The following is a 25,045-nucleotide window of genomic DNA, read 5'->3' on the forward strand; positions in this document are numbered from 1 at the left end:
CTTTCTCTTTTCTGGAGTCCTGATGTTCAAGAACATGATCATTTACCGCTACGCCGAAAGCTGGCAAGGCGATCTGCAGGTGCTGGAAAATGCACTGCAAAAGACAGTCTTTGAGGAGTGCGGCGCCACACAGGAGCGCTCCGTGGGCTGGGTGCCGCCGCGCGGCGAGCAGCACGGCCCGCTGGTCGAGTCCGTGGCCGGTCAATGGGTCATACGCTTCATGACCGAGGCCAAGGTGCTGCCGGCCAGCGTGCTCAATCGCAAGGTCAACGAAAAGGCCGAGCACATCGAAAAGACCCAGGGCCGCAAGCCCGGCAAGAAGGAAAAGCGCGAGCTCAAGGACGAGGCCAAGCTGGATCTGCTGCCCATGGCCTTCACCAAGCAAGGCAGCATGTGGGTCTGGATCGACCCTCAGGCGCGCACCCTGGTGCTCGATACCAGTGCCCAGGGCCGCGCCGATGAAGTGGTGACGCTGCTGGTCGAAAGCCTGCCCGGCTTCGCCCTGGCCCTGCTGGATACCCAGACCAGCCCGCAGGCTGCCATGGCACATTGGCTGATGACGCAGGAGCCGCCCGCCGGCTTCACCGCAGATCGCGAAACGGAGCTGAAAGCATGCGACGAGTCCAAGGCCGTGGTGCGCTACGCCCGCCACCCGCTGGATATTGATGAGGTCCGCAAGCACATCGAGCAAGGCAAGCTTCCCACCAAACTGGCGATGACCTGGGACGACCGTGTGAGCTTTGTGCTGACCGAAGGCCTGCAGCTCAAGAACATCACTCTGCTGGATGCCGTCATGGACGGCAACAGCCAGGACGACAGCGGCTTTGATACCGATGTGGCGATTGCCACCGGTGAGCTGTCGCGCCTGATTCCCGACCTGATCGAAGCCCTTGGCGGAGAAGGCCGCACAGGCCTGGGCGACCTGCCCGCCACGCTGGCTGCCAGCGCAAGCTGGTAACCATCACCTCAGCGCAGATGTGAAAGCAACGGCTAACGCAGCCACTGCGGCACTTCCGAAAGCAAGTCGGCCAGCAATAGAAGTCCAGGGAGTGACTCGGCGTGCCTTAAGCCATAAATAGCAATTTTTTTGCTTCTCACGGTCGAACTCAAACAAGCCCATATCAAGTCTCTTTTGGATGACTGACAGACCGTGCTTGACCTCCCACTCCTCAAGCAATCTGCGCGTTCGATCATCAAGTGCCATACGTGGTCCGTACTCAGGTGAACAAAGCAAAGCGCTGAATGTAACGAATTGTTTATTGGCTTGGGATTGATTTTTCTAATAACCATGTGCCCACCAATGGGTGGGCTTTTTCTTTGGAGGCTCCCATGAGTCTGACTTTCGTGAATCACAACGGCGACCCCATCACCGACTCCCGCATGGCCGCCATGCGAGCTCAAGGAATGGAGCTCGAGCGCCAGCGTCGCCTGGCAGCCAAGGCGGATCCCGTGTCCGTGCACAAGGGCTGGCGTGTCTCAGGTATCGCGCCTGGCCTGCTGGATGAAGCAAAGCAGGCGCACGAGCGGCTTTGCCAAATGGCGCAAAAGGCAGGAGGCAAACCGCCGGAGCCGTTTGATGAAACCGCATGGCTGCGCACAGCCAAGCGCACTGCAGTGCGTAGCAAGCCCTACATCCTTCAGGAGGCAGCTCAACAATGCAAGGAGCTGGCCGTCAAGGCGGGATGGCTGGAAGTCCAGTTGATAGAGATCAAAAAGGTAGTCGCCTGAGTTATCAAAAATCTGATCTGCACACAGTGCCACCCGCGAAGACAAGGCTACACATTTGGAACGATTTTCATTCGTGCAACTGAGGCCGCTTTTGATGACTTTTGGCTGCTTTTGTGCTCGTAACAAGAGTTCGGCTGACAGCAATCTATCAGCCTGCGGTGGTGTAATAATTTGTGACAAAAGCGAAAATACGAGCATCGAGATTCCAGATCGCCGTTTAACGCTCAGGGTTGAAATGATTGCTCTTTGATCGGGGAGGCTCTGGTCAGATGTCCGCGAATTACAACTTGTTGGTACTGACACCACCTCTGGCGCTACTGGTTCTTGCTGCCGTCCTGATGGTTGCTTGGTTTAACCAACGATCCCAGCGCTTTCTGTTTTGGCAAGCCTGCGCCTATTCGCTCACGGCACTGCCCCTCGCTGCTCAAACCTTGATTCCCCTTGAGGTGCTCACGCGCTATGCGCTATTGATTGGCAGCATCTATCTGCTGGGAGCCTGGTGTCTTGCGAAGTGCTGGGCGGACAGGTGGCGTGTATCAACGCATCCGCACATTGCACTGCAGATCTCCATCGTCACCTTAGCCGTTGTGTATCACTTCAGCTGGGTGAATCCGATTTCTTGGGTTCGCATCTGTTCCTTCAGTATAGGCTCGGGCTTGGTTCTAATGCTGCCTATCCTGCAGGTCCGCTCAAGGATGAGCTCTTTACACTGGCTCGATAAATTGCTGCTCTGGCTAAGCATTGCATTCACTACCTATACCTTCACTCGGCCCGGTTTGATCTGGCTGCTGGGCTACTCGGATCTTCGGTCATTGCCAAAGTCGCCCTACTGGCTCCTAACGCTGGTGAGCATCTTGAACTTCGCGCTGCTCTTCAGCTTGGTGATGACTGCTATTGCCGCGAAGGAAACGGTAGACAAGCTACGACGTGAGCGAGACCTTGATGCGTTGACCCAGTTGCTGAATCGCCGCTCTTTTCAAGAATATGCCCAGCAGCGCCTCGCTGACATACGGCTCTATCCGATGGCCGTGCTGGCCTGCGATATAGATCACTTCAAGCGCATTAACGACTCCTGGGGCCACAAGCGCGGCGATGAGGTTCTGCAACTGGTTTCAACGACTCTTAAAGACAGCGTGCGGGAGAACGACCTTGTCGCACGGTTCGGCGGGGAAGAGTTTGTGCTTTTGCTGACGGAGATTTCACTGAAAGATGCCGAGGCCATTGCCCTTCGCATCCAGCGCGACCTCCGCTTGAACAATGAAGTTCTCCCATCAGGCTACACGTTGACCCTGAGCTTCGGGATTTCAGCGCTCGACAGCAACACGCCATTAGATCAAGCCCTGCGAGAGGCCGATCGGCTTCTTTACGAAGCCAAAAATGCTGGGCGAGATCGGGTGCACGTATCCGGGGGCAACTATCCGGATATATCCATCGAACTCGATCCCGTTGCAAACCCAAGCTACCACATGCCCTACAGCAAAAGCACATAGCGCCCTCGCAACGAGCGTTTCACCCGTAATCACCACAGCCCACCACCCGCTTTTTTCATTCCATAGAAAGCGTTCCAGGAATGAAGAAGCGTAATCTATAGGCCGAGTCACCGAGGAGCAGACATGGCGAGCAATGCTTCACAACCCGTACAGGCATATCGCTACGAACTGTTGCCAGAAAATCTTCACGCTGATTGGAAGATCATCGTTGACAGGGTTCGCGCAGCCTATGACAAGAAGCCGGAATCGGCGATACAGCTGGAGAACGCTCGTCAGCACGGGTTCGGCTTTGTACGCGCACTCGCTGCAGCTGGACTTGTCACCGTTGTGGCCAAGACAGACCTGATGGAGCTATTGCTATACCCCAGATCGTCTTGCTGACTACAAGGATCCCCAGTCTATAGACGGCTCGCTGCTTGCCATCGCTTCAGCCGACGTTGGTCAGGACGACCAGTCACTACCTATCCACCCATCACCTGCCCGCCATTGAGCGGGCTTTTTGCTTTCTGGAGACACGAATGCCCCGAGAAATTGCATGCACCGAGGATCGCTTCCTCAAGGATGCGCAAGCGCACCAGATGGAAGTCATGCGCGACGACGGTGTGAACCGTCATTTGCGGTTCAAAGATCCCTCCAGCCGCGCCTACTGGTTCGACATCATCACTTGGCCTGGCACGCTGTGCATTGATGGCGACATGGGAACTTTCGTATTCCGACGCTTGCAGGACATGTTCACGTTCTTTCGCACAGATCAAGAGCACTACAACAAAACAGGCCGCGCTGATCAACTGGCAATCAACCCTGGCTATTGGGACGAGAAGCTGCTCGCACCGGCACCAAGGGATGTCATGGAGTTCAGTGCCGATAGCTTTCGGGAGCATGTCAAAGAGGCATTTGATAGCTGGGTTGAGTGCAGTGAACCCGATGCTGAATACAGCACCCAGGCGGAGCACGACCAATTCAGCGACGACAAGGCCGCGCTTTGGAGCGCTCTGAACGATGAAGTTCTATCGACTGCCGATGATGGCGAAGTACGAGCCTACGACGCTGCCCGCGACTTTCGATGTGATGACGTGCCTGGCTTTCAGATGGATGACTGCTGGGAGTGGAACTGCAAGGAATTCAAATTCCATTTCCTATGGAACTGCTATGCCATCGCGTGGGGAATCAAGGCCTACGACAACGTGAAGCAACAGGCATCAGTCACCTAACCAACACCCCAGCCCGCCGCCGCGGGCTTTTCTCATTCTGGGAGCCACCTATATGCAAGACAAGAACGTAATCAAGCTGAACGACCAAGACGCAGCCCTGCTCGAGCAAGGAGCATCCATGCTTGAAGGCTTAGAGAACGATGAGCGCAATCGCGGGAATTGCAGCACAGCCGAAGGCGCAGGATGCAGCGCCCATGCAGTCCGCCGTCTGGCATCAGCCCTGCTGGCGCATGAGCGAGAAATTGGCCAGTGCCTGCACCAAATCACTGAGCCCCAGGCAGCGCCCGCAGCCGTGGCAGTGCCTGATGGCTGGAAGCTGGTGCCGACTGAGCCTACGCCCCAGATGTGTCACGTCGGACGCTACGGAGGGGACAAGGACGCCCCAGCGTATGGGGAAAAACCAGTTGAAGGAGAGACCGCTTGGCCATTTGTTGCAGATCACACTGCAAAGCAGATTTACTGCGCCATGCTCGCAGCTGCTCCAGCGCTTGCCGCCACCCCGGCAGCCGCGCCAGTGGTGCTGCCTGAGCCTGCTCACTGGCTTGCAGTGCTGGACCCTGAGCAAGTACCCCATCAGCTGAAAACAAGCCTGCATGCCGTCGGCTTCCGCAACAAGAAGTCTGCAGAGGCATTCATCGCGGAACAGCTGGACTTCAGCGGCTGGCGGTACACGCTTGAATCTCTGTTCAAAGAACAGCAGCTGCGCGCCCTGCTGGCTACTGCACCACTGCAGCCAGTGGAAGGACCAACGAATGATCAAGCGACATGGTGCAGCTACATCGCCGGGATGATCGGATGCTATCTCAATGAGCCCGATGACAGTCCCCGCGTCAAAGCCATTGCAGGAATCATTGAGCGCCGCTTGTGGGCACTTCCGTCCGCAGCTACTGCTACCGGACTTCCCGCGCAGGCGGTGCCCGCCTTCTGCCACGTTGCCTCCTTGAAGCTCAAGAGCATGCAGGAGCGCGGCTACCAGATCACCGGCTACGCGCTGGAGAAGCCCGTGGAAGGTGAGCAGCCAGAACGTGGCTTCATCAACCATGGCGGCTTTGTTGGCTGGTGGTGGGATGGTCAATCACCCCAGGCGCAGGCAGACGCGCGGGATGCGGGAAAGCTGCAGTTTCTGATGGAGGCAGACCAGCATCTGCTGCACCGATTCATCGAGACGACAGAGGACGATGAGAGCTACGACCTCAAAAAAGAGGAGATTAAGCGACTCGCGGAACTCGGAGTTGTCAGCAACCACGGGTTTGGACGGTACAGCGTGACGATGTTTGGCTATTGGGCGCACGAACAATTTTGGCACCAGAACCCCAGCCTGCCATTGAAGACCAATTCTGACCGAGACCGCGAGCACCGCGCCGCAATCGCCGCCCAGGCAGCGCAAGGGAGTGAAGCATGAGCCGCCGAGCCCGCGACCGAGGCGACAAGCGCGACAGATGGCGCGAACCTATCAACCACCCTGAGCCCCGCTGATGCGGGGTTTTGCTTTTGGGAGGACTTCATGGCAACCAGCGCCAGCACCGTAGGCCTGCCAGAAGACAAGGCCTACATTGCCCACCACTTCAACTGCCCTACCTGCTGCGCTGCCGGTCTATCCGGCGGGCAGCAGGAACGGTGCACCGACGGATTGTTGCTTTGGGATACCTACAACCAGGCTGCACGCCTTCTGCTCGAACCTTTGAAATCCAACCGCCGGCCCGCAAGGGCCATTTTTAATGGAGGTCGCCATGGATCAAACTGGTGAATTCCTGTTGCCACAAGAAATTAAGCGAATGGCGTCAGCTGGAAAGCTGGACCAGCAAGAAGCGTTTTTGAAGAAAGAGGGAATCCCTCATAAACGCCTGGGCAGGCGTATTCTTGTCTCTCGCGCTCATGCCAGGGCGTGGCTGACTGGAGTGGTTTTCACGCCTTCGCGCGGGATTAACTTAGGAGCTGTCAGATGACTGGAGCCTATCCACGACTGCGCACCAGAACGCGCCGCCGTAAAAGCGGCAAGGTCGTGGTGTATTACTTCTATGACGCATCGACAGAAGGAAACGGGGAAATTCCCCTTGGCACCGACTTCGATAAAGCAATCGCCCAATGGAAAGAAATCACTGAGAACGGCACCCACAGTGCGCGAATAGCTGGCACGCTCGAGGAGGCTTTCTCCGGCTGGGAATCGAAAGTCCTGCCAACGTACAGGAGCGAAGAAACCAAAAAGGGCTATGCCAAGAACCTCAGGATGATGCGCCCGGTCTTTGCCGAGGCGACCTGGGACCAGGTGAGCCTACCGGTAATCAAGGGCTACCTGACGAAGCGCACGGCGAAGACCCAAGGCAATCGGGAGATGGCCTTGCTCTCGGTCATCTGGAACTGGGCGCGCGGCGAAGGCCTTACCTCTTTGCCATGGCCAGCGGCCGGGATGGAGCGCAGCAAGTGGAAGAACAAGGAGAAGCCGCGGAAGATCAAGGTTCGGGACGATGTGTTTGCGGCGATCTATGCAGAGGCAGCCCAGCACATCAAGGACTGCATGGACCTCGGATCCGCCACGGGCATGCGCCTGACTGACTGCATCACGGTCCTGATGCCGCGCGGGAACCTGCTCACGCTGGAGGCCAGTAAGACCGGCAAGGAGGCCGAGTGGGACTTGAACCTTTCCGCAGTTCTGCCTGACTTGGTGCGCAGGCGCAAGGCTCTAGGGGCTGATCACCTGATGCTGCTTTCCACTGCAGACGGGCAGCCAGTGTCACCCCAGGCGCTTCGCTATGGATGGGACAAAGCCCGGAGCACGGCCGCAGAGAAAGCCAGCGAGCGCGGCGAGGATGAGCTGGCCGATGCAATCAAGCAGCTCTACCTGCGGGACATGCGCAAGCGTGCCGCCCAAAAAGCGGGTAGCCTGGAAGAAGCATCGAAGCTGCTGCAGCACAGCGATGAGCGCCTGACAGAACGCCATTACGGCGGTGTCCGGAGGCTGAAACCAGTGGGCTAAAAGTGTTCCGGTTTTGTCTTCTCTACCTATAAATAAGTACACCAAAAAAACCGGAACACATCGGCCTGCAGGCCGCATGAATCCTCATTTCTTCACGGGACTCAAAATCCCCCGCCGCAAGGCGTGCCGGTTCGATTCCGGCCCCGGGCACCACAGATGTAATGCTATAACTTTTGAAGACGTTCCGGGAACTGTTCCGGCATGTGTTCCGGTTTTAGCGAAAAGAAGAGAGCCTGCACGATGACAAATCGCGCAGGCTTTTTTTTTGCCCTCTAGCTGCCAATCTTAAAAATGTGAGCGCTCACCGATAAGACAGGGAAATAGAAATGCTGTATAAATTTGCAGTATGTGGTACACCATCTACCAACTGTACAAAGACGGCCAGCGGCTGCCGCCTGAGGTCGCGCAGGCCAATGGGGTCTATGGCTGGCTGTACATGCACTCAAAGACGCCAGTGGTCGGCATGCCCCTATGCAAGGCCTATCTGCTGCCAGGACCAGATGCACCCACTGTGCCGGAGCTGATCAAGCCGCTTGAGCACTGCCACCTCAAATTGATCAATGGCGGCGGCCTGCGACTGAGTGGACAAGAGTGGAATGTCGACCATCGACACATAGGACAAAGCTGGTGGTGCGTGCCCGGGCCAGCACTGGGGCGCACGTACGATGCACAGCCCTAGTCACCCAACCCTGCTGCGCACGCCCGGACGATATGGCTTTCCCAATGAGCGCATCCTGCCCGGCAACGCCAGCGACTACGTCACAGAAGAAGTTCACCCCGGATGGATGCTTGTGGTCACCCTTGATGACGGGCTTGTGTACTTCGGGCCAGGCCCGACAAGTGTTGCACGCTCCCCTGCGCCTTTTTGAAATGTTGCGCAGCCCATTACGCGAGTCATACCCTATACGGACCATCCCAGGCGAAGAAGATCGGCTCATGATATTTGCAACTTTGCATCATCGGATTTCTTCGTGGGTGAACTCACAAATCAGATGCCAAATAAGATCAAAAACTCCCCATAAGTTATTGATTTTTATAAATACATAAACCACAGAAAGTGAAGCATAAATACAAACAATACATATCAAGATGTGAAAGATTGACATGTCATCCGTGAATAAAACGCGGCACTGTATATATATCTAGTTACACAAGGTACTAACTGCCCATACACTCGGCGAAACAACTTGAAACTAGAGATGGAATTTAGACAATTTGATGAGGCCTCCTACCAAGCAACTCTGAAAAAGTGGCGGGAAGAGGCGGAGACACATGACTGCTTCCCTGAGGAAGTAGAGCGTAAGTTGAACTGGATTCATTGCTCGCTGACTTCCAACAAACAGGAGCAGCATGAGGTTATCCCCTACGGCGTGTTCGTTGGTGATAGCAACATCGCTGCCGCAACGTGCGAGCTGGTTCTGTCTCATCGCGGGCAAATGAACGGCAAGTGGTTGAAATTGCTTAAGGTGACCCTATCTCCAGAGATAGAGTCGCTGATTCAAGAAGACAACTATGAGGCCATTGCTACTGCGGTATCCGCTTACAAGGCGGCAACCGTTGGCGCGTACAATGCTCGACTGAGTCATGCTGCGGACACTTTGAAATTGTTTGGTCGCGACAATGATCAATTGAAATTCTTGATGACGCTGATGTCGTTCATCAAGGAAGATCCCGATAACTCCTCTCTAGTAGCCAGCAAAGAAGGTCGCTGGCTGGTCCTGAGATCCGCAACCTGAAAGAGGCACACTATGCAAAACACTACACATCAATCCGAAGCATTCGTGAGAATCGCCAACCAACATGCAGCGGAACTACGTGTCTTGTCTGGTGCCTTCGACAAGGCCGTCGCGCAACACGGCGCACAAGCGCTGACACAAAACCTTGTTGAAGCCGTGAAGACGAACTGATCGGTTTACAACCCGCAAGAGAGCCCGCAAGCATGCGGGCTTTTTTGTTTCCGGCGTGATGATTGCGGTCGATGGGACGGAAATGCCTTTGGTCGAAGGCTACTGATCGAGTACCAAACGCAAAAAAGCGCCCAGACACCAATCAAGGTATCGGGGCGCTTTCAGTTCAGCTGCTCGAGCAGTGTTCTGTCGGCCGCGATCTGGCCGCGCAACAGGATCACCTGGGCGTCTCGCTTTTGGACCAAGCCGCTAAGGCCTCCAACCAGGCCTGCGCCCTCTGCAGCAAGGGCTGCGAGTCGCTGGTGCTGATCTGCGAGACCTCGGCAGGCAGCGGCGTCACTGGCAAGCTGGGCGTTGCGGGTTGCAGCGCTCCTGATGTCGTGCTGCAGGCCTGCAATGCGGGCAGCATCAGCAGTGCGCCCAGCCTCCAGGCGGGCCATTTCGTGCGTGTAGTCATGGGTGTTTTCCTGTTGGGCGGCGCCGTGCTCCACCACAGCCTCCGCTTTCTTTTCTGTAGCTGCTTGCGCTTTCTGGGCCTGCGCCGCAGCCGCTTTTGCATGTGAAGTCTCGACCTTGGCCAGCCGCTGGGTCTGCACAGCCAGCAGTAGGGCAAGAGCCAGGGCCAGGGCCAGCCAGGGCCAGATGCGGGATGCGCCTGTCATCCCAGGCCTGCCTCGCACAGTTGGCGCTCTGCGGCGCGGCGCTTGACCAGGCCGGGCAGCTCCTTGCCACCGGCATAGATCCAGCGGCTCAGCTCGGCGCAAGCGCCGCCGAAATCGCCCGCATTGGCCTTGCGCACCAGGGTGCTGCGGCAAAAGGCGTCATCCCCCACATTGAACGCGAAGCTCAGGAAGGCCGCACGCTGGCCGTCCGTCAGCGGCGCACGCACGCAGCTCAAGGCGTCGGCATGCTTGGCCAAGTCCTTGTAGAGCATTTCCTCGCACTGCTGGCGGGTGTAGGTCTGACCCATCTTGAGCTCGGGCCCGGTGTGTCCCGTGCAAGCCGTGATGATGCCTACCGGGTCACGGTAGGTGCTGAAGACGGTGCCCTCGTAGTGCTTAACCAGGGGAACCGCCAGAGCGGCTGCGCCGGCGCCGACGATGGTTATGAATTTCGCTTTCCAGCTCATCGGCCACCTCCCGCACGGACAGCAGTCCAGAACCCAAGCAGCGCCGTTCCCAACATGACCACATACGCCACCGGCTTGGCCAGCTTCCCCAGCCAGTTCAACACCTTGAAGGCTCCGCGCATGGCGGTGAAGAACTCCAGCAGATCGGATAGCTGCTGCTTAAGCTCATGCAGTTCCTGCCGGGTCTTCCCCAGCTCTCGCTCTATGGCTGCCATACGTTCGCTTCCTTTATCAAACCGGTCGTTAATCTGCTGCCGGGTCAGTGCTGGCAGTTCGTTTCCGTAATCGTCCATAGCCCTCCCAGGCACAAAATCCGCCAGAAGGCGGACAAAAGAAAACCCGCCGAAGCGGGTCATTTGATTTACTGCAGGTCAATAAGGACGCGGCGCACATTCTCAAAAATGAACTGGTGGCCATAGTCGTTCGGATGCAGACCATCCGGTGCCCATGCCTCCCCGTACATCTTCGCAAGCACGGTGGCCTGGTAGTTGTCGATGAAGTCGAGCCCCATCGCCTTCGACATACTCCGAAGGGCATCCGCTACCCGCCGCTGAGTAAACACCTTGCCAGGCCCGTAATCGATGGCATCGGACACTGCGTTCGACACCATCACCACAACCTTGCGACCCGCCGCGACCAATGCCTGGGCAATGCGCGTTGAGAACAGGTAGGTGCTGTAGTTGCCGGAAGGGTTCACTCGGTCATTGGTGCCCAGTTGCAGAAGGACGAACTCAGCACGCTTTGCGAGCGCCGCCGTCAGGTTCGTATCGCCGGGGAGCCAAGAGCCAGTACTGGTGCCGCTGATCGCGTCGTTGATGACCTTGATAAACCGGTTTGCTCGGAACCCTTCGAGGCGGAAGATGTTGCTCGAGGATTTGACGATCATCTCCATCTTGTAGCGGCCAAACGGGAAATTGAGCGTCTTCTCCGTTTGCCACGCCTCGGCGCCGTAGTAGCTGAACTCCCCCAGCTTGACCCCGTTGCCCCACAGTTCCACGACGGAGCCAGCCTCGTCCGATGCGTTGGTTGGGCAGCAGACGAACGTGAGGTTGTCACCCGTCAGGTCGAACTGGAGCGCCCCCTTGTTCTTGGCAGTGCCCGCAGCAGACGAAAACTCCCACATATTGCTGTATGCCAGCGCGTTGACGTTGTAGGTGTGCACAGGGGCGGCACCCGTCGCTTTCACAGTGAAGCCAAGATTCGCAGACGCAAGGTTCACATTCGACAGCCCGGTCCATGTGCGCTCTGTATAGGTTGCTACGCCGCTAGTGGTCACAAGAGGGCCATCAACAAAGGACTCTCCAAGCCACTTGTGGAACAAGTTCGCCCAGGATTTGTTTGTCATGCCGTTGTGGCCCTGCCCGTCATCTGCCGCGCCGGCTGAGCCGACGCCCCATGTGATGGAGTCGCCGATCAGCTGGACTTCAACAGAGCGCAATGGATTCGTCACCGCACGCATGAGATCCGCCATGGCACGCAATGGAGTGACTGCCGCCTCCAGCGCGGTAATGCGGCTCTGAGCATCCGCAGCCGCAACTGCGGTTGCTGAGACGCTATCTGCCATGCCCATGGCAAACCACTCCAAATCCCAGGAGGTCGCCCCAACCCGGTCAGAGAGGGAAACCCAGACCTGGGTCAGCGTCACACCAGCAGGCCATGCAGTACCGTCCGCACGCTTGGAGATGTCGATGTCATAGACCACATACTCCAGACCATCGCGGCGGCCCACATTCGACGCGTCCACCCTGTAGTAGTGCCCGACGCCTTGAGAGTCCCGCAGAAACACCAGATAGTCACGCGCATCGCTGCCGCCGACCGCACGAATCTTGTATCGCACACGAGTACACGACGCCGGATCGATGGGCGTTGTGAAAGTACGCGATGCCCAGCCAATCCCAGAACCGACACCGCCAGGCACGTAGCGAGTAGCGCCACCGACAACCGACGAGGTAAAGCCAGTGGGAGCAAGAAAGTTGGGATTGATGGTCGCTGTGCTTTCGACCTGCACGCTGCGCAAACCATATTTCTGCGCAGTGCTGACCGGCGCAACTGCTGCCGGAATGTCCGTGTTACGAAGTGCCGATGTTTCACGGCTCAGATCCGCATTGGTGGCCAAATCTGCCCGCTCGACGCCGATGGCAATCCATTCGATATCGAGGATGGCATTGTTCTGAGACGGAGCGTACAGAGCGATATAGACGCCGTTGATGATTTCGCTGCCCCAGTCAGACCCGTCCGGCTTCTTGGACACATCTACGATGTGCGTTGCCCAGCCAGTCAGACGTCCTGTCCCGTAGGGGAACGTGGCATAAGGCCGGTACACATAGGTGACGCCGGCCGTGTCTCGCAGCTGGATCTCATACAAGCGTGCAGCGACAGCCCCTGTGAAGTGACGCATGCGATAGCCAACGCGGTTCTGCACCTTAGGAGAAAACTGCTGCGAAGCGTTCAGCCCGCCATTGGCGAAATATCCCACCGAGGTCGTTACACCGTCTGGAGTGAGGCGAATCACACCATCGACCACCGAGCGCGTGTACCCGGCGCCGGGAGAGAAAATTGTCGAATTGGAAGCGTCTACACGTAGATGGGGAAAGATGCCGCCAGAGCTTTGCGCAACCCCAATAAGCCCGCTGGGAAACGTGGCAAGCAACACACTAACGGAGGCACTGGTGCGGCGGTACAGGTAAGCCGCCACGTCTCCCGCCCCTTGCACTTTGAAGGTATCTCCATCGGCCGATGCCAGCCGCCCGTCGGCCTCCGTGGCGTAGTAGTCGTTCTGAATCAGTTGGCCATCTTTCGCAGCTTGGGCCAGCTCTGCCAATATCTGATTGGCGATATCGACCGTTTCTTGGTTCGTTGCGTCGCTCATTGGCGGGCCCCTTCATTGATTTGCTTGGCCAGTTGCGCCTGGGTCCTCAGCACGGCAAAAAACGTCGCGTTGTCCATGCGACCTCCTTTGGGACATAAAAAAACCGCCTCAAGGGCGGCTGGGTTGGGTTGATACGGTCTATGGCGCTGGCGGTGGAGGAGCTACGTAATCCACGGGCAATCCAGTGATCTGGCTGATCCAGTCCGTGCCATCGCTCACGCAGACAGCTGGCCTGTCCTCCAGGTCCAGCGGGACCAGGATGGCCTTGCGCTTGTTGTCACCACCGGCGGGCGGCAGGTTGTCAATGGCGTACGCCGGCAGGCCAACCACACCGGTAAAAACCGGGTTCTCCTTGTTGGCGTAGCCAGAGACCGCGTTGCTCACATCATCCCCGGTCGCAAATGACGTTTCCGTCACCGTGACGGCACCGGCCAGCCACTGCCCGGACTGCTGTCCGGTGCTGGCCCGCCAGTCCACCTGCACGACATAGACGCCCTTTTGCAGCACCGTGATGACTTGGTCCGTGGCATTGCCTGGAGCGCTTGGCATGCTCACCCAGGCGCTGCTATCCGCCGTGCGCACCTGGATGAGCAATGCACCGCCGTTGGTCACACGCAGATCCACGCTGGGATCGACGTGCACGCCAATTCGGCCGGGCGCAGGGTTGGTGAGCACCAGTCCTGTGGGCGGGTTGACCTTGTAGGTGGGGTCGGGCTGCACCCCAGGCGCCGGCGGCTGCGTGTTGCTGACGCCCGGATAAAAGCGCGGCTCATCCTGCTCGAGCGAGAGCTCCACGGCAGCGGAGCCATGGTCATAGGAGCGTTTGATCACTCTGAAAGTCGCATTGCTCAAAGCCAGCAGCGCGTTGTTGACAATCACCCGGTCACCAACCCGAGCGCGCAAGCAGGCCAGCGTGCCGCGCCAAACAATCTTCTTGGCCCGGCTTTTTTCCATGCTGATGCTGCCCAGCGTGCGGGCGCGCCAGCCCTGGTCTGTGAACGGCAACCGGATCTGCCCCCAGACCTCGCCGCCGTCATCCTCGACGTACTGGGCGTTCTGCAGCGGCTCAAAGTCCACCGCTTGATTGAACTGGGCCGGGTCGATGAACTGGCCTTTGACTCCGTTCCAGGCCTCCGACCGGCTGGGTGCGGGGACCATGCTGATGGAGCCCGCAGCCTGGTCATCGCCCAACACCAGCACTGGCGACACATAGACGCCAGCATGGACACCCCATGTGCCGCCTGGGATTGCATAGCCCGCCATGGCGCCGCAGAGATCCTCGAGCACGTTGTCGGGATCCGTGCCGGACTGCCAGGCTCCATTGCAGGTGTAGCGCCTGGCCGTGCCCGTGCCACCAGGCACCGCAACCAGCTCATCGCAAGCGTTGGCCGCAGCTACCACGCCCTCCACCTGCTCAGGGAACACGCCCTTGCCATAGTCGCCGGCGCGCAGAAAGTCATAGATGCACAGCGCCGGGTTATCGCTCCAGGCGGTCGTGCTGCTGCGCGGGTCCAGGACCTTCTTTCCACGGATGCGCGCCGTGAGCTGCGGCAGGCCGCTCTGCAGCTCCTGGTTATTCAGGTCCAGCGTGATCACGCTGTAGCAGATGCCGCGCAACCGGTCCGTTGCTGTCCAGGCGCCAGGCAGCCCGGCAGAGTCGGCAATGAGCTGGCCATCTGCGGCCTGATCTGCGGCACCCAGGTGATGACGCACGCGCACATAGCTGGTTGTGGTTTCGCGGCTGTACTGGATGCTCACGGACTGGCCAGCCCACATATCCATGGCGTCGGGATTGAGCTGCACCACAAGGCCAGTCAACGTGTATTGCGACTCCCAAAGCTGCATCGCCTCATCGCCACCACCCTTGGTGATCGACACCAGGCGCTGGGTATCCGCAGGTAGGTTCAGCACCCCAGAGAGGCTGAATGCGCCAGTGGCGCCCACTGTGCTGGTGCTGGTGCTCGCCCACTTCGATGCGGTGGCATTGCCACCCCCATCCAACTGCAGCGACTCGCCAGCGATCAACACATCCTCGACGGCATCGCATTCATGCCCAGCCCAGGCAATCACCAAGTCCTTGATCTGGTCCTTGTCGCCGCGGGTGAACATGGCCGCGACCGATCCACCCACCGTGGCGCGGCCGTAAATGTGCCGCACTTCAGGCGATGCCTCGGCCACGGTCGTGTTGCGATCGGTCAGGCTGGCGTTGTAGGCGTCACGCTGCCGGCGCGCCTCGCGCTTGGCCTTCTGGCGCTGGTACATGCCCAAGGCCATGAAGCCGGCCACCTGCAGGCCAATGGCTACGGCAGTGGCGTTCATGATCAGGAACGCCCCGCCCACACCCCCCATCCAGACCCCGACAGCGGCCACGGCCGCCGGCATGGCATTGGCCTGGGTACACAGGCCGGCCAGAGTCAGCGCTGCAGCGATCTTCTTCAGCCCACGCGCCATGCCTGTACCCCGTTTTCCAGCCCAAAAAACAAAAGGCCCGAATCGCTCGGGCCCGCTAGTTGATTGCCAAGGCACAGCGCCAGGGCATCCGTTCCATCTCTTCGGTGCAGCACCAGGTCGCCGCGCTGCGCAAACAGCGGCGCAACCGCCTCCAATCCCAAGGCTGCGACAGCATCAGGCAAGCCGCCCAGTCGGGCGATGACCCGCACCGCCTCGCCACGGCTGGCCCACTGGCCGCGCAAATTGGCTGCCGGGTCTATCCCTGTCATGGTGGCAATGCCATCAGCAGCGAACAGCACGCAGTCGTTGGCGCCCCAGGCGAACGGCTCTGCCAGCCGCTGGCCCACCAGATCGGACAAGCGCTGCTCCCAATCGGGCAGTCGCTTCATACCTGCTGAAACTTCTTGGTCAGCCATGTTTGCGGCCCTCCTGCCAACTCCGCCATTCGGCTGAGCCCGGTGTCACCGGGGTATCTCTTGCTTTGCTGCTGATTCGTCATCCGCTGGCTCATCGCATTGCGGCTGTCCTTGCCGGGCTGCTCACAACGCATGGTCAGCGTGCCCTTGTCTTCGGCGCCGTCTCCGGTACTCATCTGCACCTGGTCCATCACCCCCACATAGAGTGGCTGCGGGTCGTCCACCAGTCGGAACTCGTCGTCCATGATGGCCATGTACAACGTGAACAAGCGGCCTCGATAGGTCTTCTCGCTGCCTACGGCCAGGGCCAGGATGGACGGATCAGGCAGGGCCAGCGTCAAATCTATGGCGGGATACTCGATGTTCTCGGCCTGCTGCACCCCGCTGATGCCCATCACCCCCGGAAGGTAGGCCCACTCATGCCCAAGGGCCTGCAGGCTTCCTTCCCAGGTGCTCAGGCGCATGGTGCCCGTGGTGAACTGCATCTCTGCCAGCAGCGCCACAGCCGTTGCAGGCCGCTGCGCCTGCAGCAGCTGGTTAGGAGTAAGCATTCAGATCTTCCTCAAAGGTAAGCGTCTGCCCCTTGACGGCCATCCCCTCCTGCCGAACCTTGGGACTGACCTTGAGCTTGAACAGGCCTGTGACATTGCGCACCACCACCGGCGCGCCATCGGCGGGACTGCGGCGGATGGGCGGCTCAATCCAGAGCTGCGCCTTGCCGTCCGCGTCCGGCGTGGCGGCCTCCAGCAGCATGTGCATGCCGTCGCCGTAGCTGATCCAGTGCCCGGCCCGCAGAGTCAGTCCCGGCGGCCAGTTGCGTGTAGCCAGGGTTGCCCCGGTCTGGCCGGCTCCATCGACCTGCACGCCGTACTCGTCCCAGACGCTGACGGAATCCGCAGGCACATAGGCTGGCGGCAGCGCCCCCGCCAGCATGGCCAGGATGGGCCGGCGCATCTTGAGGTGGATCAGGCCATGGGCCGGCAGCAGCGCATAAGCCTGGGCCAACACATCGCCGGCTTGGCCGCCAAAGGTCAGCCAGCACCTCCAGCGCCCACCTGCTGCAGTGGCCCCACAGGCATTGACCGGGCCGTACTGGCTGACAACCGCGCCGGTCATGGCATTGAAGACAACCCCCAAGGGAGCCGCTACGCCCGCACCCGCGACCGACAAAGCCACATGTGCCGACACCGTGGCCGATGCCTCCACCACCGCCACATACGGAACCCCGGCCCTCAACGCAGCCGTGGCGTTCTGAAAATAGTCTGTGGTCTGCCTCACCTCCACCTCTTCGCCAGCAATGGCTACTGGCGCAGGTCCGATGCGGCCCCAGCGCGTCCACTGGCTGGACCAGGGGAGCATCTGCACCTCTTTGGCGCCACCGCCCGGCACCACACTCACGCGGCCGGTGCGGCGCATGTCGCCAATACGCAGCAGATTGAGGCCGCCCCGCAGCTGGCGCAATGCAGCCTCAATCTGGGGCAGCATTGACGCCGGCGCATCCGTCAGATCCATTGAAAAGGCCCACCGAGGTGGGCCAATCAATTTGTCGTAAGACGCGCCGCTAAATGCACTCACCGATCCCGTCATGGGTTGCAAAAGCTCCCATTCCTGGGCGCCAGGTCGCATGCGCAGCTGCTTTGGCCAGTCAATGATGCGTTGGGTCATACCATGTTCCGTGACATTTTGTAGAGCAGCTCCTGCTGCGCCTGATCGCTGGCCGTCTTCATTCCCTTGAACACCAATGCCTCCACCTCGGCTCTGTCCGTGCGGCTGTCGATGTGAATCCTGGGCTGCAGGATCATCTGCACGCCACCCAAGCCAGAAGGCCCGCTGAGCGCCGCCACAGGTGCGCCACCCACCAGTCCACCCTCGGCATAGCCATTCAGCCGGCTAAGCAACCCCAGGCCAATGCGCCTTGTGCTCTCTGCGTTGATGACGTACTCACCGCGGTGCACTACGCCGGCAGGCTCATACTTGCCGCCGTCGCCGGTGTAGCCGCCAGAAGAAAGACTGAGGCCGGGCAATGCAGAACCAACCACGCTACCCCACCCGGAAACCCCAGAGGTCACAGCTCCAGAGGCGAGGGTGTGCAGAATTTTGTGTAAACGGACAATCCACCGCAGGCGCAAGTCTGCATGTCCGTAAGCACAATGACAACCAAGAAACACGAAGTCCCTGAAGAACTGCTGGCGAAACTGCTGGCTGATTACAAGAAACCTGAAGACCTGATCGGCGAGAACGGCCTGCTCAAGCAGCTGACCAAGCTGCTGGTAGAAAAGGCGCTGGACGCCGAACTGACCGAGCACCTCGGCCACGACCGACACGAACCGGTGGTCAACACCGGCGGCAACACTCGCAACGGCAAGAGCAGGAAGACGCTCAAGTGCGAGTTCGGCGAACTGCCCATCGAGGTGCCGCGCGACCGCAAGGGCACCTTCGAACCCCAACTGATCCCCAAGCACCAGACCCGCTGGGCCGGCTTCGACGACAAGATCATCTCCCTGTACGCCCGCGGCATGACGGTGCGCGAGATCCAGAGCCACCTAGAGGAGATGTACGGCACCGAGGTCTCGCCCAGCCTGATTTCCTCGGTGACCGACGCCGTGGCCGATGAGGTCAAGACCTGGCAAGCCCGCCCGCTCGATGCAATCTACCCTATCGTCTATCTGGACTGCATCCATGTGAAGGTGCGCGAGGGCGCTGTGCGGGTCAAGGCGGTGTACCTGGCCATCGGCATCACCATGACGGGCGAGAAGGAGGTGCTGGGCCTGTGGCTGGCGCAGACCGAGGGTGCCAAGTTCTGGCTGCAGGTGGTGACCGAATTGCGCAACCGGGGCGTGCATGACATCTTCATTGCCTGCGTCGATGGGCTCAAAGGTTTTCCGGAAGCCATCGAGGCCGTCTTCCCCAAGGCGGTGGTGCAGCTGTGCATCGTTCACATGGTGCGCCACAGCCTGAACTACGTCTCATGGAAGCGCCGCAAAGAAGTAGCTGCCGACCTGCGCCGTATCTACACGGCCGCCACCGCCGAGGAGGCCGAGCTGATGCTCGGTGAATTCGAGCAGCGCTGGGATACCGAGTACCTGCCCATCGGCCAGTCCTGGCGCAGGAACTGGAGCCGCTTGACCCCGTTCTTTGACTACCCGCCGGAAATCCGCAAGGTCATCTACACAACCAATGCCATCGAGTCGGTGAACATGGGCCTGAGGAAGCTGACCAAGAACCGGGGCTCGTTCCCCAGCGACGAGGCGCTGACCAAGCTGTTCTACCTGGCCCTGCGCAACATCAGCCAGAAGTGGACCATGCCCATCCGGGATTGGAAGGCTGCGCTGACCCGCTTTACCATTGAGTTCGGAGACCGCATCTCCGTCAATTGAAGTCCGAACCGTTTACACAAAAATTCGGACACGCCCCGTGCAAGCCACTTCGGGCAAAAGAAAACCGCCCGAGGGCGGTCGTACGTTGAGTCTCAGGGGTTTACGCCCCACCTTTCCCTAAAATCACGCTCCATCTTTTCACAAGCTCCAGCGATAAACCGCGCACTACCACTGGTATTTGACTTTCGCGACTGCTCACTCCAGCACAAGTCGATCGCGGCACGCGCATCTCCACGCTCACGGCCCTCAGGGGTGCTGCTGATATACGCGCCAAAAGCAAGCAGAGCCAAGAACCCGACAACAGGAACTCCAATAACCCACTTCCAAACACCACGCTTTTTTGGCTGCGTTGCAGCCGATTCCCTGGATGATTGGGTGCTCACCCTAAGTGGGGCACCGCAATGCGGGCAACTGAACGCCTTATCGCTAATTTCTTTTCTGCACTCTGAACAAGCAATCAAAGCCATACCCTCTCCTATTCAAATAGGAGGGGATGCTATCAAAGTGAAGCTATTGGCGCGGTCAGTGCGTAATCCGCGAGACCAGTTGCCTGAAGCTCGGATCTTGAGTACCAAGCTTCGGGTGCAGGCCTTGCAACACCCTCACGATCCCAGTCACATCCATGAATTGAGTGGTGCTCGGATGAAACAGACGACTCAACCTGTCAAGACGAGCCATGATTTCTCTTTCTTGCACACTCGGCAGAAAGAATGTGAAACCTTGCTTTTTAAGCACCGCGTTCACAAGCGGCATGAAAAGCAGGGTAGGCGTTCCATTTGGCGTCTCTATCTGGCGAACAAAATCGTCCACCATCACATTAATGGTTCGCTCCTCTGTGCCGCTCGCCACACCATCGACCACTTCCCAATCCGCAAATTCAGCAGTGTGCCGAGCAATGATCGAGACAGCTTCACTGAACTCGTGCCGAGGAATTTCGCGATAGCCCACCTTGAAGTGAGCCTTGAGTTTGCTCCAGCCTTGCATCATCAATGCGCCCTGCTTTGCCTTTGGCTGACGCTCAACTGCGGACTTGAGCATCAAACGCAGGGTTTCAGCTTCTTCAGCGGTCAGCGAGTCACCGGGGTTGACCGCAAATGCTTGGCGTGGGTTGATCGCAATGCCTTCATTCCAGTACTGCCAGAGCACGTCGTCGCATTCATTTTGGTACTGGATCACCTTGGCGCGGGCTTCAGGGCTCTTCACCTTTCCCGACTCGATTCCAGACAGCCATCCAGGCAGCTTGCGCAAAGGCATGCAAAGCATATCTTGCATACCGCCAGCAGAAGGTGTTCTCAACTCAAGAACACCCCAACGATTCGCGTTGGCCTTGATCTTTGCATGTTGCCCGTGCCATGTGAGCCCCATTCCGGTAATGATCGGCTTCATGGGCGCATAAGGCTGGCTATTGTGATCAACAACATACAGCTCAGCTCCCAAGAACGGAACAGTGATTGCGCGATTGACGTTGAGTTCTGTAGAATTCGACATGTTGAATCCTTCTGTCAGAGGTTGGGTTACTTCACTTGAAGCCCTGTCGGTTGCCGCCGCCAGGGCTTCACTCTTTTCAGGCCTACCTATCATTCCGGGCCTCACTTCTCTCTTTTGCCTCTTGAACAACTTTGTTCAATATCCAATTGGCGGAGCGCTCTTGGTCTACTGCTACTTGATGCAGCCACGCGTGAAGCTCGGGCTTGAGTCTTACCTGCACAGGCTTTGGAGCGTATTCAACATGCTTCGTATTCATAGTCACCCTTCCATAATTTCTATGCACCTTCTGTGCACGCTGCAATTCTAAGCACGGTGAATAGAACTTTGCAAGCACTTTTCATGGCACAGTGCATAGATGGCGAGAACAGATCCAACCATTTACATGCGCATACCGCAGGAGTTGAAAGATGCTCTGGATGCGGCAGCCGCCGAAAATAAGCGCTCCCTGACCGCTGAGGTTGTTGCGCGCCTAACAGCTAGTCTCGACCCGCAGAACGACCCCTCCGCTCTTCAGCAGAAGATGCTGGAGATGGAGGGCGATGCAGCAATAGCGGTTCTGCAAGCAAGTAAGACAAAGTCAGATCTCTTGGCAGCTCAGTTGCTCGTCATTCAGATGGCGAAAATGTGCCCTAGCGACCTGATGAACAAAGACTCCAGCATCGGCCAAATCATTCAAGGGATCCTTGATAGGGAAGGCGAAATCATGCAAGAGACGATCACGAACATGATTGATGGCCTGTTGGGCGTTAAAGATGCCATGAACAAGCGCATCGAAAGCGGCCAGTTGAAAGTAGTGCCTGATAGCGAAGAACCAACCGGGTTTTCCGCAGTCATTGATCGCATCAAGGATCTACGGAGCAGCACCCAGGAGCTAAACGAGCTCGTAGCAAAGTCCAAACCACGCTCAAAAAAGCCATCGCAACATTAGTTCATGGTCATGTACTAGACGGCGCAGTCTTTTGCAGCAAAAGAAACCTCAGAACGACACATCAAGATCCTGGTCGCCACTGAACAGCCCCATGTCGTGGTCATAGTCATCGCGCATGCCCCCGCTGGGACGGATCACCAACTCAGGATGCGACCGCAGTGCACTCACGAGTTGCGGCATCAGACGCTTTGGGTCCTGAATGTCAGTGCTGAAGATGCGGACCTGCACCAAAGCAGTTTCGACCTGGGCGTCTTCGTTGTCCAAGTATTCGCTGCTGTTGCCGCCAAAGCGCTGCCAGATCACATAAGGCGTCGGCGCATTGGCCGGGGCCACAGTGCCAAAGCAATTCGGGATCACGGCCGCAATGGCCTCGTGCAAGACTTCATCCATTACTCACCTCTGCGATTGCTGCAAGCAGCACCTCTCGCGCCGCATGGGTGGCCTGCGGCGCAACCACACTTGCCCTGCGCAGGAAGGCCTTGCCGGGAATGTAGACGGGACCTCCTGGGCGCGGCACATAGTAGGCATCCTTCTCCGCTTGACTGGCACGGCGGCCCGGCTTCTTGGTGCCCTGCTTCTCCGGCCGAACCAGCGTTCGCCAGCCATCCTCGGTGATTCGTACTGCGTACCGCTGCCAGTGGCCGTTTTCAAGCAAGTGCCCATGTGGAGCCTTCTTGTGGTTCCAGCTGATGTGATACGTGGCAATGCCATCACTACTGTGCGTCGCAGAAAATGCCTGGTAGATCGACTGCCGCAAGTTACCTGTCACGTAACCAATAGCAGCCACATTGGTCTCTACCCGGTCATACAAAACCTGTGCTGCAGCTTGGGCCGCCGGTCGAGTAGCCCCCTCCACAGCGTCACCCCATTCCTGAAGCAGATCATCAAGGCCGCTGAGATCAACGCCAATATCAACGGTGTTGCGCCCGGTGAGCACCAATCCACCGCCTCGCCTTGACGGAGCGACGCTCATCCTGTCACCTCACAGACCAGATCCACATATTCACGGTGCTGGCGGTCAGGGAGGACGGCCTTGATGGCGTACTCCACGCCGTCGCACATCGCCCGCATCTCGGCAGTGATGCCCGCGCGCTTGCGTATGCGGATACTGGCCTGGGCCTTGCTGGCAATCTGCCCGGCCCGGATAGTCTCACTTCCGGAAGCAAAGCGGATGTTGGCCCAGATGGGCCCGGGCAGCGCATCCTCCCAGGTGTTGGACGGCTGCCCATAGCTCCCACCGGGCAAACGGCGCTGGATGCGGATGCGGTCTCGAAGAGTGCCGGCGCGAAACGTGGTCATAGGCCTTGCACCTTTCGATGGGGACGCAGCAAGTCGCGCGATCCGTTGGGCATTGCAAAGGACTGCGCCCCGACCACCACATCCTCGCGGTTCGCGAACAGATGGCCGCAGATCAGCAGCACCGCTGCCTTGACTGAGTAGGTAGCCACCATCGGCAACTCGCCGGAAGTGCCCGCAGTCACCGCAGCATCCAACTCGGCCTGATCAGCGAACACCCTTCGGCCGAGGTATTCCTGCGCAGCGTCAATCGCCGCGCCCAGATATAGCGAGACCATCGCGGCGTCTGCCGGGTTGGCCCGGCAATGCTCCATAGCCTGCTCGGTGGTCAAAATGGGCATGGTCAGGCCTTCTTGGCCGGCTCTTTCTTTGCATCAGCCGCGCCCAGCTCAACAGCCGCGGCTTCCAGCTCGGGCGGGATTTCATCACCGGCTTTGAACTCGGTGGGGTAGATGTCGCCGTCCTTGACGCCCTTGAATGGCTTGGTTGCTTTCATCGTCTTCTCCTGAATGGGGAAGGGGCCGGAGCCCCTTCTTGGTTAAGCCGCCACTTTCAGGGCACGCAGGCACTCGGGGTTCTGCACGCCGCCGCCCACGCGCTTGGTCGTGTAGAACAGCACGTAGGGCTTCTTGGTGTAGGGATCGCGCAGCACGCGCACGCCCATACGATCGATGATCAGGTAGCCGCGCTTGTAGTCACCGAACAGCACCGGGATGGCATTTGCGGCCACATCGGGCATGTTCTCGTCTTCGGCGAGGCCGTAGCCGTGCAACGTGGCGGGCTGGCCAGCCTGGGCAGAGGGCTGCCAGAGGTAATTGCCCTGGCCGTCCTTGAGCTTGCGCAACTTGGCGATGGTCAGGTTGTTGGTCAGGAAGCGCGCGTTCTGGCGGTACTTCTTGGGCAGACCATAGATCAGATCGAGCACAGCGTCGGAGCTGATGTCCGTTGCGGCACCACTGTTGATGGCCTGAATGGCCCCAAAGGGGTGCTTGGCCGCGTTGGCGCCGCCGGTGACGTAGGTCAGGATGCCTGCAGGCTTCTTGACACCGTCGCCGCTGATGAAGGCCGCACCTTCTTGCTCGGCGAACTCGGCCTGCACTTCGGCGGCCAGCCAGGCCTCGATGTTGATTTCCGAATCGTCCAGCAGTTGCTGGGTGGCTGCGGGGTTGGCGTAGATCTCGCCATGCCCAAAGCCCAGAGATGCCAGAACGGGGGTAGCCGTTTCGGGACGCGCGTCGGTTTCGCCGACCCAGCCGCTGCCGGTGCCGCCCATGTTGAACAGCTTGGACCAGCCGGCCTTGCTGGTAGGTTGCACCTGAGCCAGTTCGCGCATGGGAGATTCGTCGCGCAGCCGGTCGGTGATGGTGCGATCCCACTCCACAGGAGTGAGGAAGCCGCCTTCTTCGGCCACACCCTTGTTCAGCGCGGCCTGGACGTCGCCCTTGCGCATGTGAGCGTTGAACGAGTCGGTGTATTCCTTGTCGCGCAGCGCTGCGCCAGGGCCGCCCATCTGTCCAGCGGCGATCTTGGTGTGCGCGTCTTCGACTTCCTTTTGCAGGCCGCTCAGCGCAGAGTTGATCTTTTCCAGCTTTGCTTCCTGGTCAGCGCCGGAGCGGCCGGCCTTGACCTCTTCGAGCTGTTTGGTGTGCTCGGCCTTGAACTGCGCGAACGCTGCTTGCACGCCTTCCACCAAGGCCTTGACTTCGGCATTAGTGGGGGCTGCGCCTTCAGCGCGGACGGCCATGACGCCGCGTGGAACGGGATAGTGCTTAGCCATGATG

Annotated in this window: 30 protein-coding genes; 14 read left to right on the forward strand and 16 right to left on the reverse strand. The window is 58.9% G+C overall.

The window, feature by feature from the left end:
• The first annotated feature begins 22 nt into the window (after positions 1-22).
• From NOX35_RS19720 to NOX35_RS19775, 12 genes are all read left to right on the forward strand, one after another.
• The gene (locus NOX35_RS19720; RefSeq protein WP_256494481.1) at positions 23-958 is read left to right on the forward strand and encodes a recombination-associated protein RdgC; all 936 of its coding nucleotides are present in this window, start codon (positions 23-25) and stop codon (positions 956-958) included.
• 371 nt (positions 959-1,329) lie between these two features.
• Positions 1,330-1,728 (forward strand): hypothetical protein, encoded by a 399-nt coding sequence (locus tag NOX35_RS19725; RefSeq protein WP_256494483.1) that lies wholly within the window; start codon positions 1,330-1,332, stop codon positions 1,726-1,728.
• Positions 1,729-1,997: 269 nt separating this feature from the next.
• On the forward strand, positions 1,998-3,218 hold the full coding sequence (locus NOX35_RS19730) for a GGDEF domain-containing protein (RefSeq protein ID WP_256494484.1): 1,221 nt from the start codon (positions 1,998-2,000) through the stop codon (positions 3,216-3,218).
• A gap of 123 nt (positions 3,219-3,341) precedes the next feature.
• Complete coding sequence (locus NOX35_RS19735) at positions 3,342-3,599, forward strand: hypothetical protein (protein ID WP_148728243.1); 258 nt, start codon at positions 3,342-3,344, stop codon at positions 3,597-3,599.
• Between the two features lie 137 nt (positions 3,600-3,736).
• Positions 3,737-4,429 (forward strand): hypothetical protein, encoded by a 693-nt coding sequence (locus NOX35_RS19740; protein WP_046462749.1) that lies wholly within the window; start codon positions 3,737-3,739, stop codon positions 4,427-4,429.
• 52 nt (positions 4,430-4,481) lie between these two features.
• The gene (locus tag NOX35_RS19745; protein WP_256494485.1) at positions 4,482-5,831 is read left to right on the forward strand and encodes a hypothetical protein; all 1,350 of its coding nucleotides are present in this window, start codon (positions 4,482-4,484) and stop codon (positions 5,829-5,831) included.
• Positions 5,832-5,933: 102 nt separating this feature from the next.
• Entirely contained in the window at positions 5,934-6,176 is a 243-nt protein-coding gene (locus NOX35_RS19750) for a hypothetical protein (protein WP_256494486.1), read from the forward strand.
• Entirely contained in the window at positions 6,160-6,375 is a 216-nt protein-coding gene (locus tag NOX35_RS19755) for a phage protein (RefSeq protein WP_034380602.1), read from the forward strand. The genes NOX35_RS19750 and NOX35_RS19755 overlap by 17 nt, the downstream gene beginning before the upstream one ends.
• Positions 6,372-7,403, forward strand: a complete 1,032-nt coding sequence (locus NOX35_RS19760; RefSeq protein WP_256494488.1) for an integrase — start codon at positions 6,372-6,374, stop codon at positions 7,401-7,403. The genes NOX35_RS19755 and NOX35_RS19760 overlap by 4 nt, the downstream gene beginning before the upstream one ends.
• 346 nt (positions 7,404-7,749) lie before the next feature.
• Positions 7,750-8,082 (forward strand): hypothetical protein, encoded by a 333-nt coding sequence (locus NOX35_RS19765; RefSeq protein ID WP_256494426.1) that lies wholly within the window; start codon positions 7,750-7,752, stop codon positions 8,080-8,082.
• Positions 8,083-8,602: 520 nt separating this feature from the next.
• Positions 8,603-9,139, forward strand: coding sequence for a hypothetical protein (locus NOX35_RS19770; RefSeq protein ID WP_059441086.1), 537 nt, complete (start codon positions 8,603-8,605; stop codon positions 9,137-9,139).
• Between the two features lie 12 nt (positions 9,140-9,151).
• On the forward strand, positions 9,152-9,310 hold the full coding sequence (locus NOX35_RS19775) for a hypothetical protein (protein ID WP_193751141.1): 159 nt from the start codon (positions 9,152-9,154) through the stop codon (positions 9,308-9,310).
• A gap of 161 nt (positions 9,311-9,471) precedes the next feature.
• On the opposite strand, the gene NOX35_RS19780 is transcribed toward NOX35_RS19775, so the two are convergent.
• From NOX35_RS19780 to NOX35_RS19820, 9 genes are all read right to left on the reverse strand, one after another.
• Positions 9,472-9,972, reverse strand: a complete 501-nt coding sequence (locus tag NOX35_RS19780) for a hypothetical protein (protein WP_256494427.1) — start codon at positions 9,970-9,972, stop codon at positions 9,472-9,474.
• Entirely contained in the window at positions 9,969-10,439 is a 471-nt protein-coding gene (locus NOX35_RS19785; RefSeq protein WP_256494428.1) for a lysozyme, read from the reverse strand. Before NOX35_RS19785 ends, NOX35_RS19780 begins: the two co-directional genes overlap by 4 nt.
• Positions 10,436-10,795, reverse strand: coding sequence for a hypothetical protein (locus tag NOX35_RS19790; protein ID WP_256494430.1), 360 nt, complete (start codon positions 10,793-10,795; stop codon positions 10,436-10,438). The genes NOX35_RS19785 and NOX35_RS19790 overlap by 4 nt, the downstream gene beginning before the upstream one ends.
• Before the next feature lie 5 nt (positions 10,796-10,800).
• Positions 10,801-13,308, reverse strand: a complete 2,508-nt coding sequence (locus tag NOX35_RS19795) for an SGNH/GDSL hydrolase family protein (RefSeq protein ID WP_256494431.1) — start codon at positions 13,306-13,308, stop codon at positions 10,801-10,803.
• Positions 13,309-13,446: 138 nt separating this feature from the next.
• Positions 13,447-15,759, reverse strand: a complete 2,313-nt coding sequence (locus tag NOX35_RS19800; RefSeq protein WP_256494432.1) for a hypothetical protein — start codon at positions 15,757-15,759, stop codon at positions 13,447-13,449.
• Entirely contained in the window at positions 15,744-16,148 is a 405-nt protein-coding gene (locus tag NOX35_RS19805) for a hypothetical protein (RefSeq protein ID WP_256494433.1), read from the reverse strand. Before NOX35_RS19805 ends, NOX35_RS19800 begins: the two co-directional genes overlap by 16 nt.
• The gene (locus tag NOX35_RS19810) at positions 16,145-16,726 is read right to left on the reverse strand and encodes a hypothetical protein (protein WP_256494435.1); all 582 of its coding nucleotides are present in this window, start codon (positions 16,724-16,726) and stop codon (positions 16,145-16,147) included. The genes NOX35_RS19805 and NOX35_RS19810 overlap by 4 nt, the downstream gene beginning before the upstream one ends.
• Positions 16,713-17,660: a hypothetical protein gene (locus tag NOX35_RS19815; RefSeq protein ID WP_256494437.1), complete on the reverse strand. Its 948-nt coding sequence runs from the start codon at positions 17,658-17,660 to the stop codon at positions 16,713-16,715. The genes NOX35_RS19810 and NOX35_RS19815 overlap by 14 nt, the downstream gene beginning before the upstream one ends.
• 176 nt (positions 17,661-17,836) lie before the next feature.
• Positions 17,837-18,214, reverse strand: coding sequence for a hypothetical protein (locus tag NOX35_RS19820; protein ID WP_256496971.1), 378 nt, complete (start codon positions 18,212-18,214; stop codon positions 17,837-17,839).
• Positions 18,215-18,325: 111 nt separating this feature from the next.
• On the opposite strand from NOX35_RS19820, the gene NOX35_RS19825 reads away from it, so the two are divergent.
• Positions 18,326-19,552 (forward strand): IS256 family transposase, encoded by a 1,227-nt coding sequence (locus NOX35_RS19825; RefSeq protein WP_256493548.1) that lies wholly within the window; start codon positions 18,326-18,328, stop codon positions 19,550-19,552.
• Between the two features lie 522 nt (positions 19,553-20,074).
• Here the strand turns inward: NOX35_RS19825 and NOX35_RS19830 are convergent.
• A complete protein-coding gene (locus NOX35_RS19830) occupies positions 20,075-21,040 on the reverse strand; it encodes a phage antirepressor N-terminal domain-containing protein (RefSeq protein ID WP_256494438.1) in 966 nt (321 codons plus the stop codon).
• Positions 21,041-21,395: 355 nt separating this feature from the next.
• Between NOX35_RS19830 and NOX35_RS19835 the strand changes: the two genes are divergently transcribed.
• Complete coding sequence (locus NOX35_RS19835; protein WP_256494439.1) at positions 21,396-21,968, forward strand: Arc family DNA-binding protein; 573 nt, start codon at positions 21,396-21,398, stop codon at positions 21,966-21,968.
• 48 nt (positions 21,969-22,016) lie between these two features.
• On the opposite strand, the gene NOX35_RS19840 is transcribed toward NOX35_RS19835, so the two are convergent.
• The 6 genes from NOX35_RS19840 to NOX35_RS19865 are packed head-to-tail and all read right to left on the reverse strand — an operon-like array spanning position 22,017 to position 25,041.
• Entirely contained in the window at positions 22,017-22,358 is a 342-nt protein-coding gene (locus NOX35_RS19840) for a DUF3168 domain-containing protein (RefSeq protein WP_256494440.1), read from the reverse strand.
• Complete coding sequence (locus tag NOX35_RS19845) at positions 22,351-22,941, reverse strand: HK97 gp10 family phage protein (RefSeq protein WP_256494441.1); 591 nt, start codon at positions 22,939-22,941, stop codon at positions 22,351-22,353. Before NOX35_RS19845 ends, NOX35_RS19840 begins: the two co-directional genes overlap by 8 nt.
• The gene (locus NOX35_RS19850; RefSeq protein ID WP_256494442.1) at positions 22,938-23,267 is read right to left on the reverse strand and encodes a phage head closure protein; all 330 of its coding nucleotides are present in this window, start codon (positions 23,265-23,267) and stop codon (positions 22,938-22,940) included. Before NOX35_RS19850 ends, NOX35_RS19845 begins: the two co-directional genes overlap by 4 nt.
• The gene (locus tag NOX35_RS19855; protein ID WP_256494443.1) at positions 23,264-23,605 is read right to left on the reverse strand and encodes a head-tail connector protein; all 342 of its coding nucleotides are present in this window, start codon (positions 23,603-23,605) and stop codon (positions 23,264-23,266) included. Before NOX35_RS19855 ends, NOX35_RS19850 begins: the two co-directional genes overlap by 4 nt.
• Positions 23,606-23,607: 2 nt before the next feature.
• A complete protein-coding gene (locus NOX35_RS19860; protein WP_256494444.1) occupies positions 23,608-23,760 on the reverse strand; it encodes a hypothetical protein in 153 nt (50 codons plus the stop codon).
• 42 nt (positions 23,761-23,802) lie between these two features.
• The gene (locus NOX35_RS19865; RefSeq protein WP_256494445.1) at positions 23,803-25,041 is read right to left on the reverse strand and encodes a phage major capsid protein; all 1,239 of its coding nucleotides are present in this window, start codon (positions 25,039-25,041) and stop codon (positions 23,803-23,805) included.
• Positions 25,042-25,045: the final 4 nt, after the last annotated feature.

This window comes from Comamonas sp. C11, from assembly GCF_024496285.1.
GTDB classification, from domain to species: Bacteria; Pseudomonadota; Gammaproteobacteria; order Burkholderiales; family Burkholderiaceae_C; genus Comamonas; species Comamonas testosteroni_F.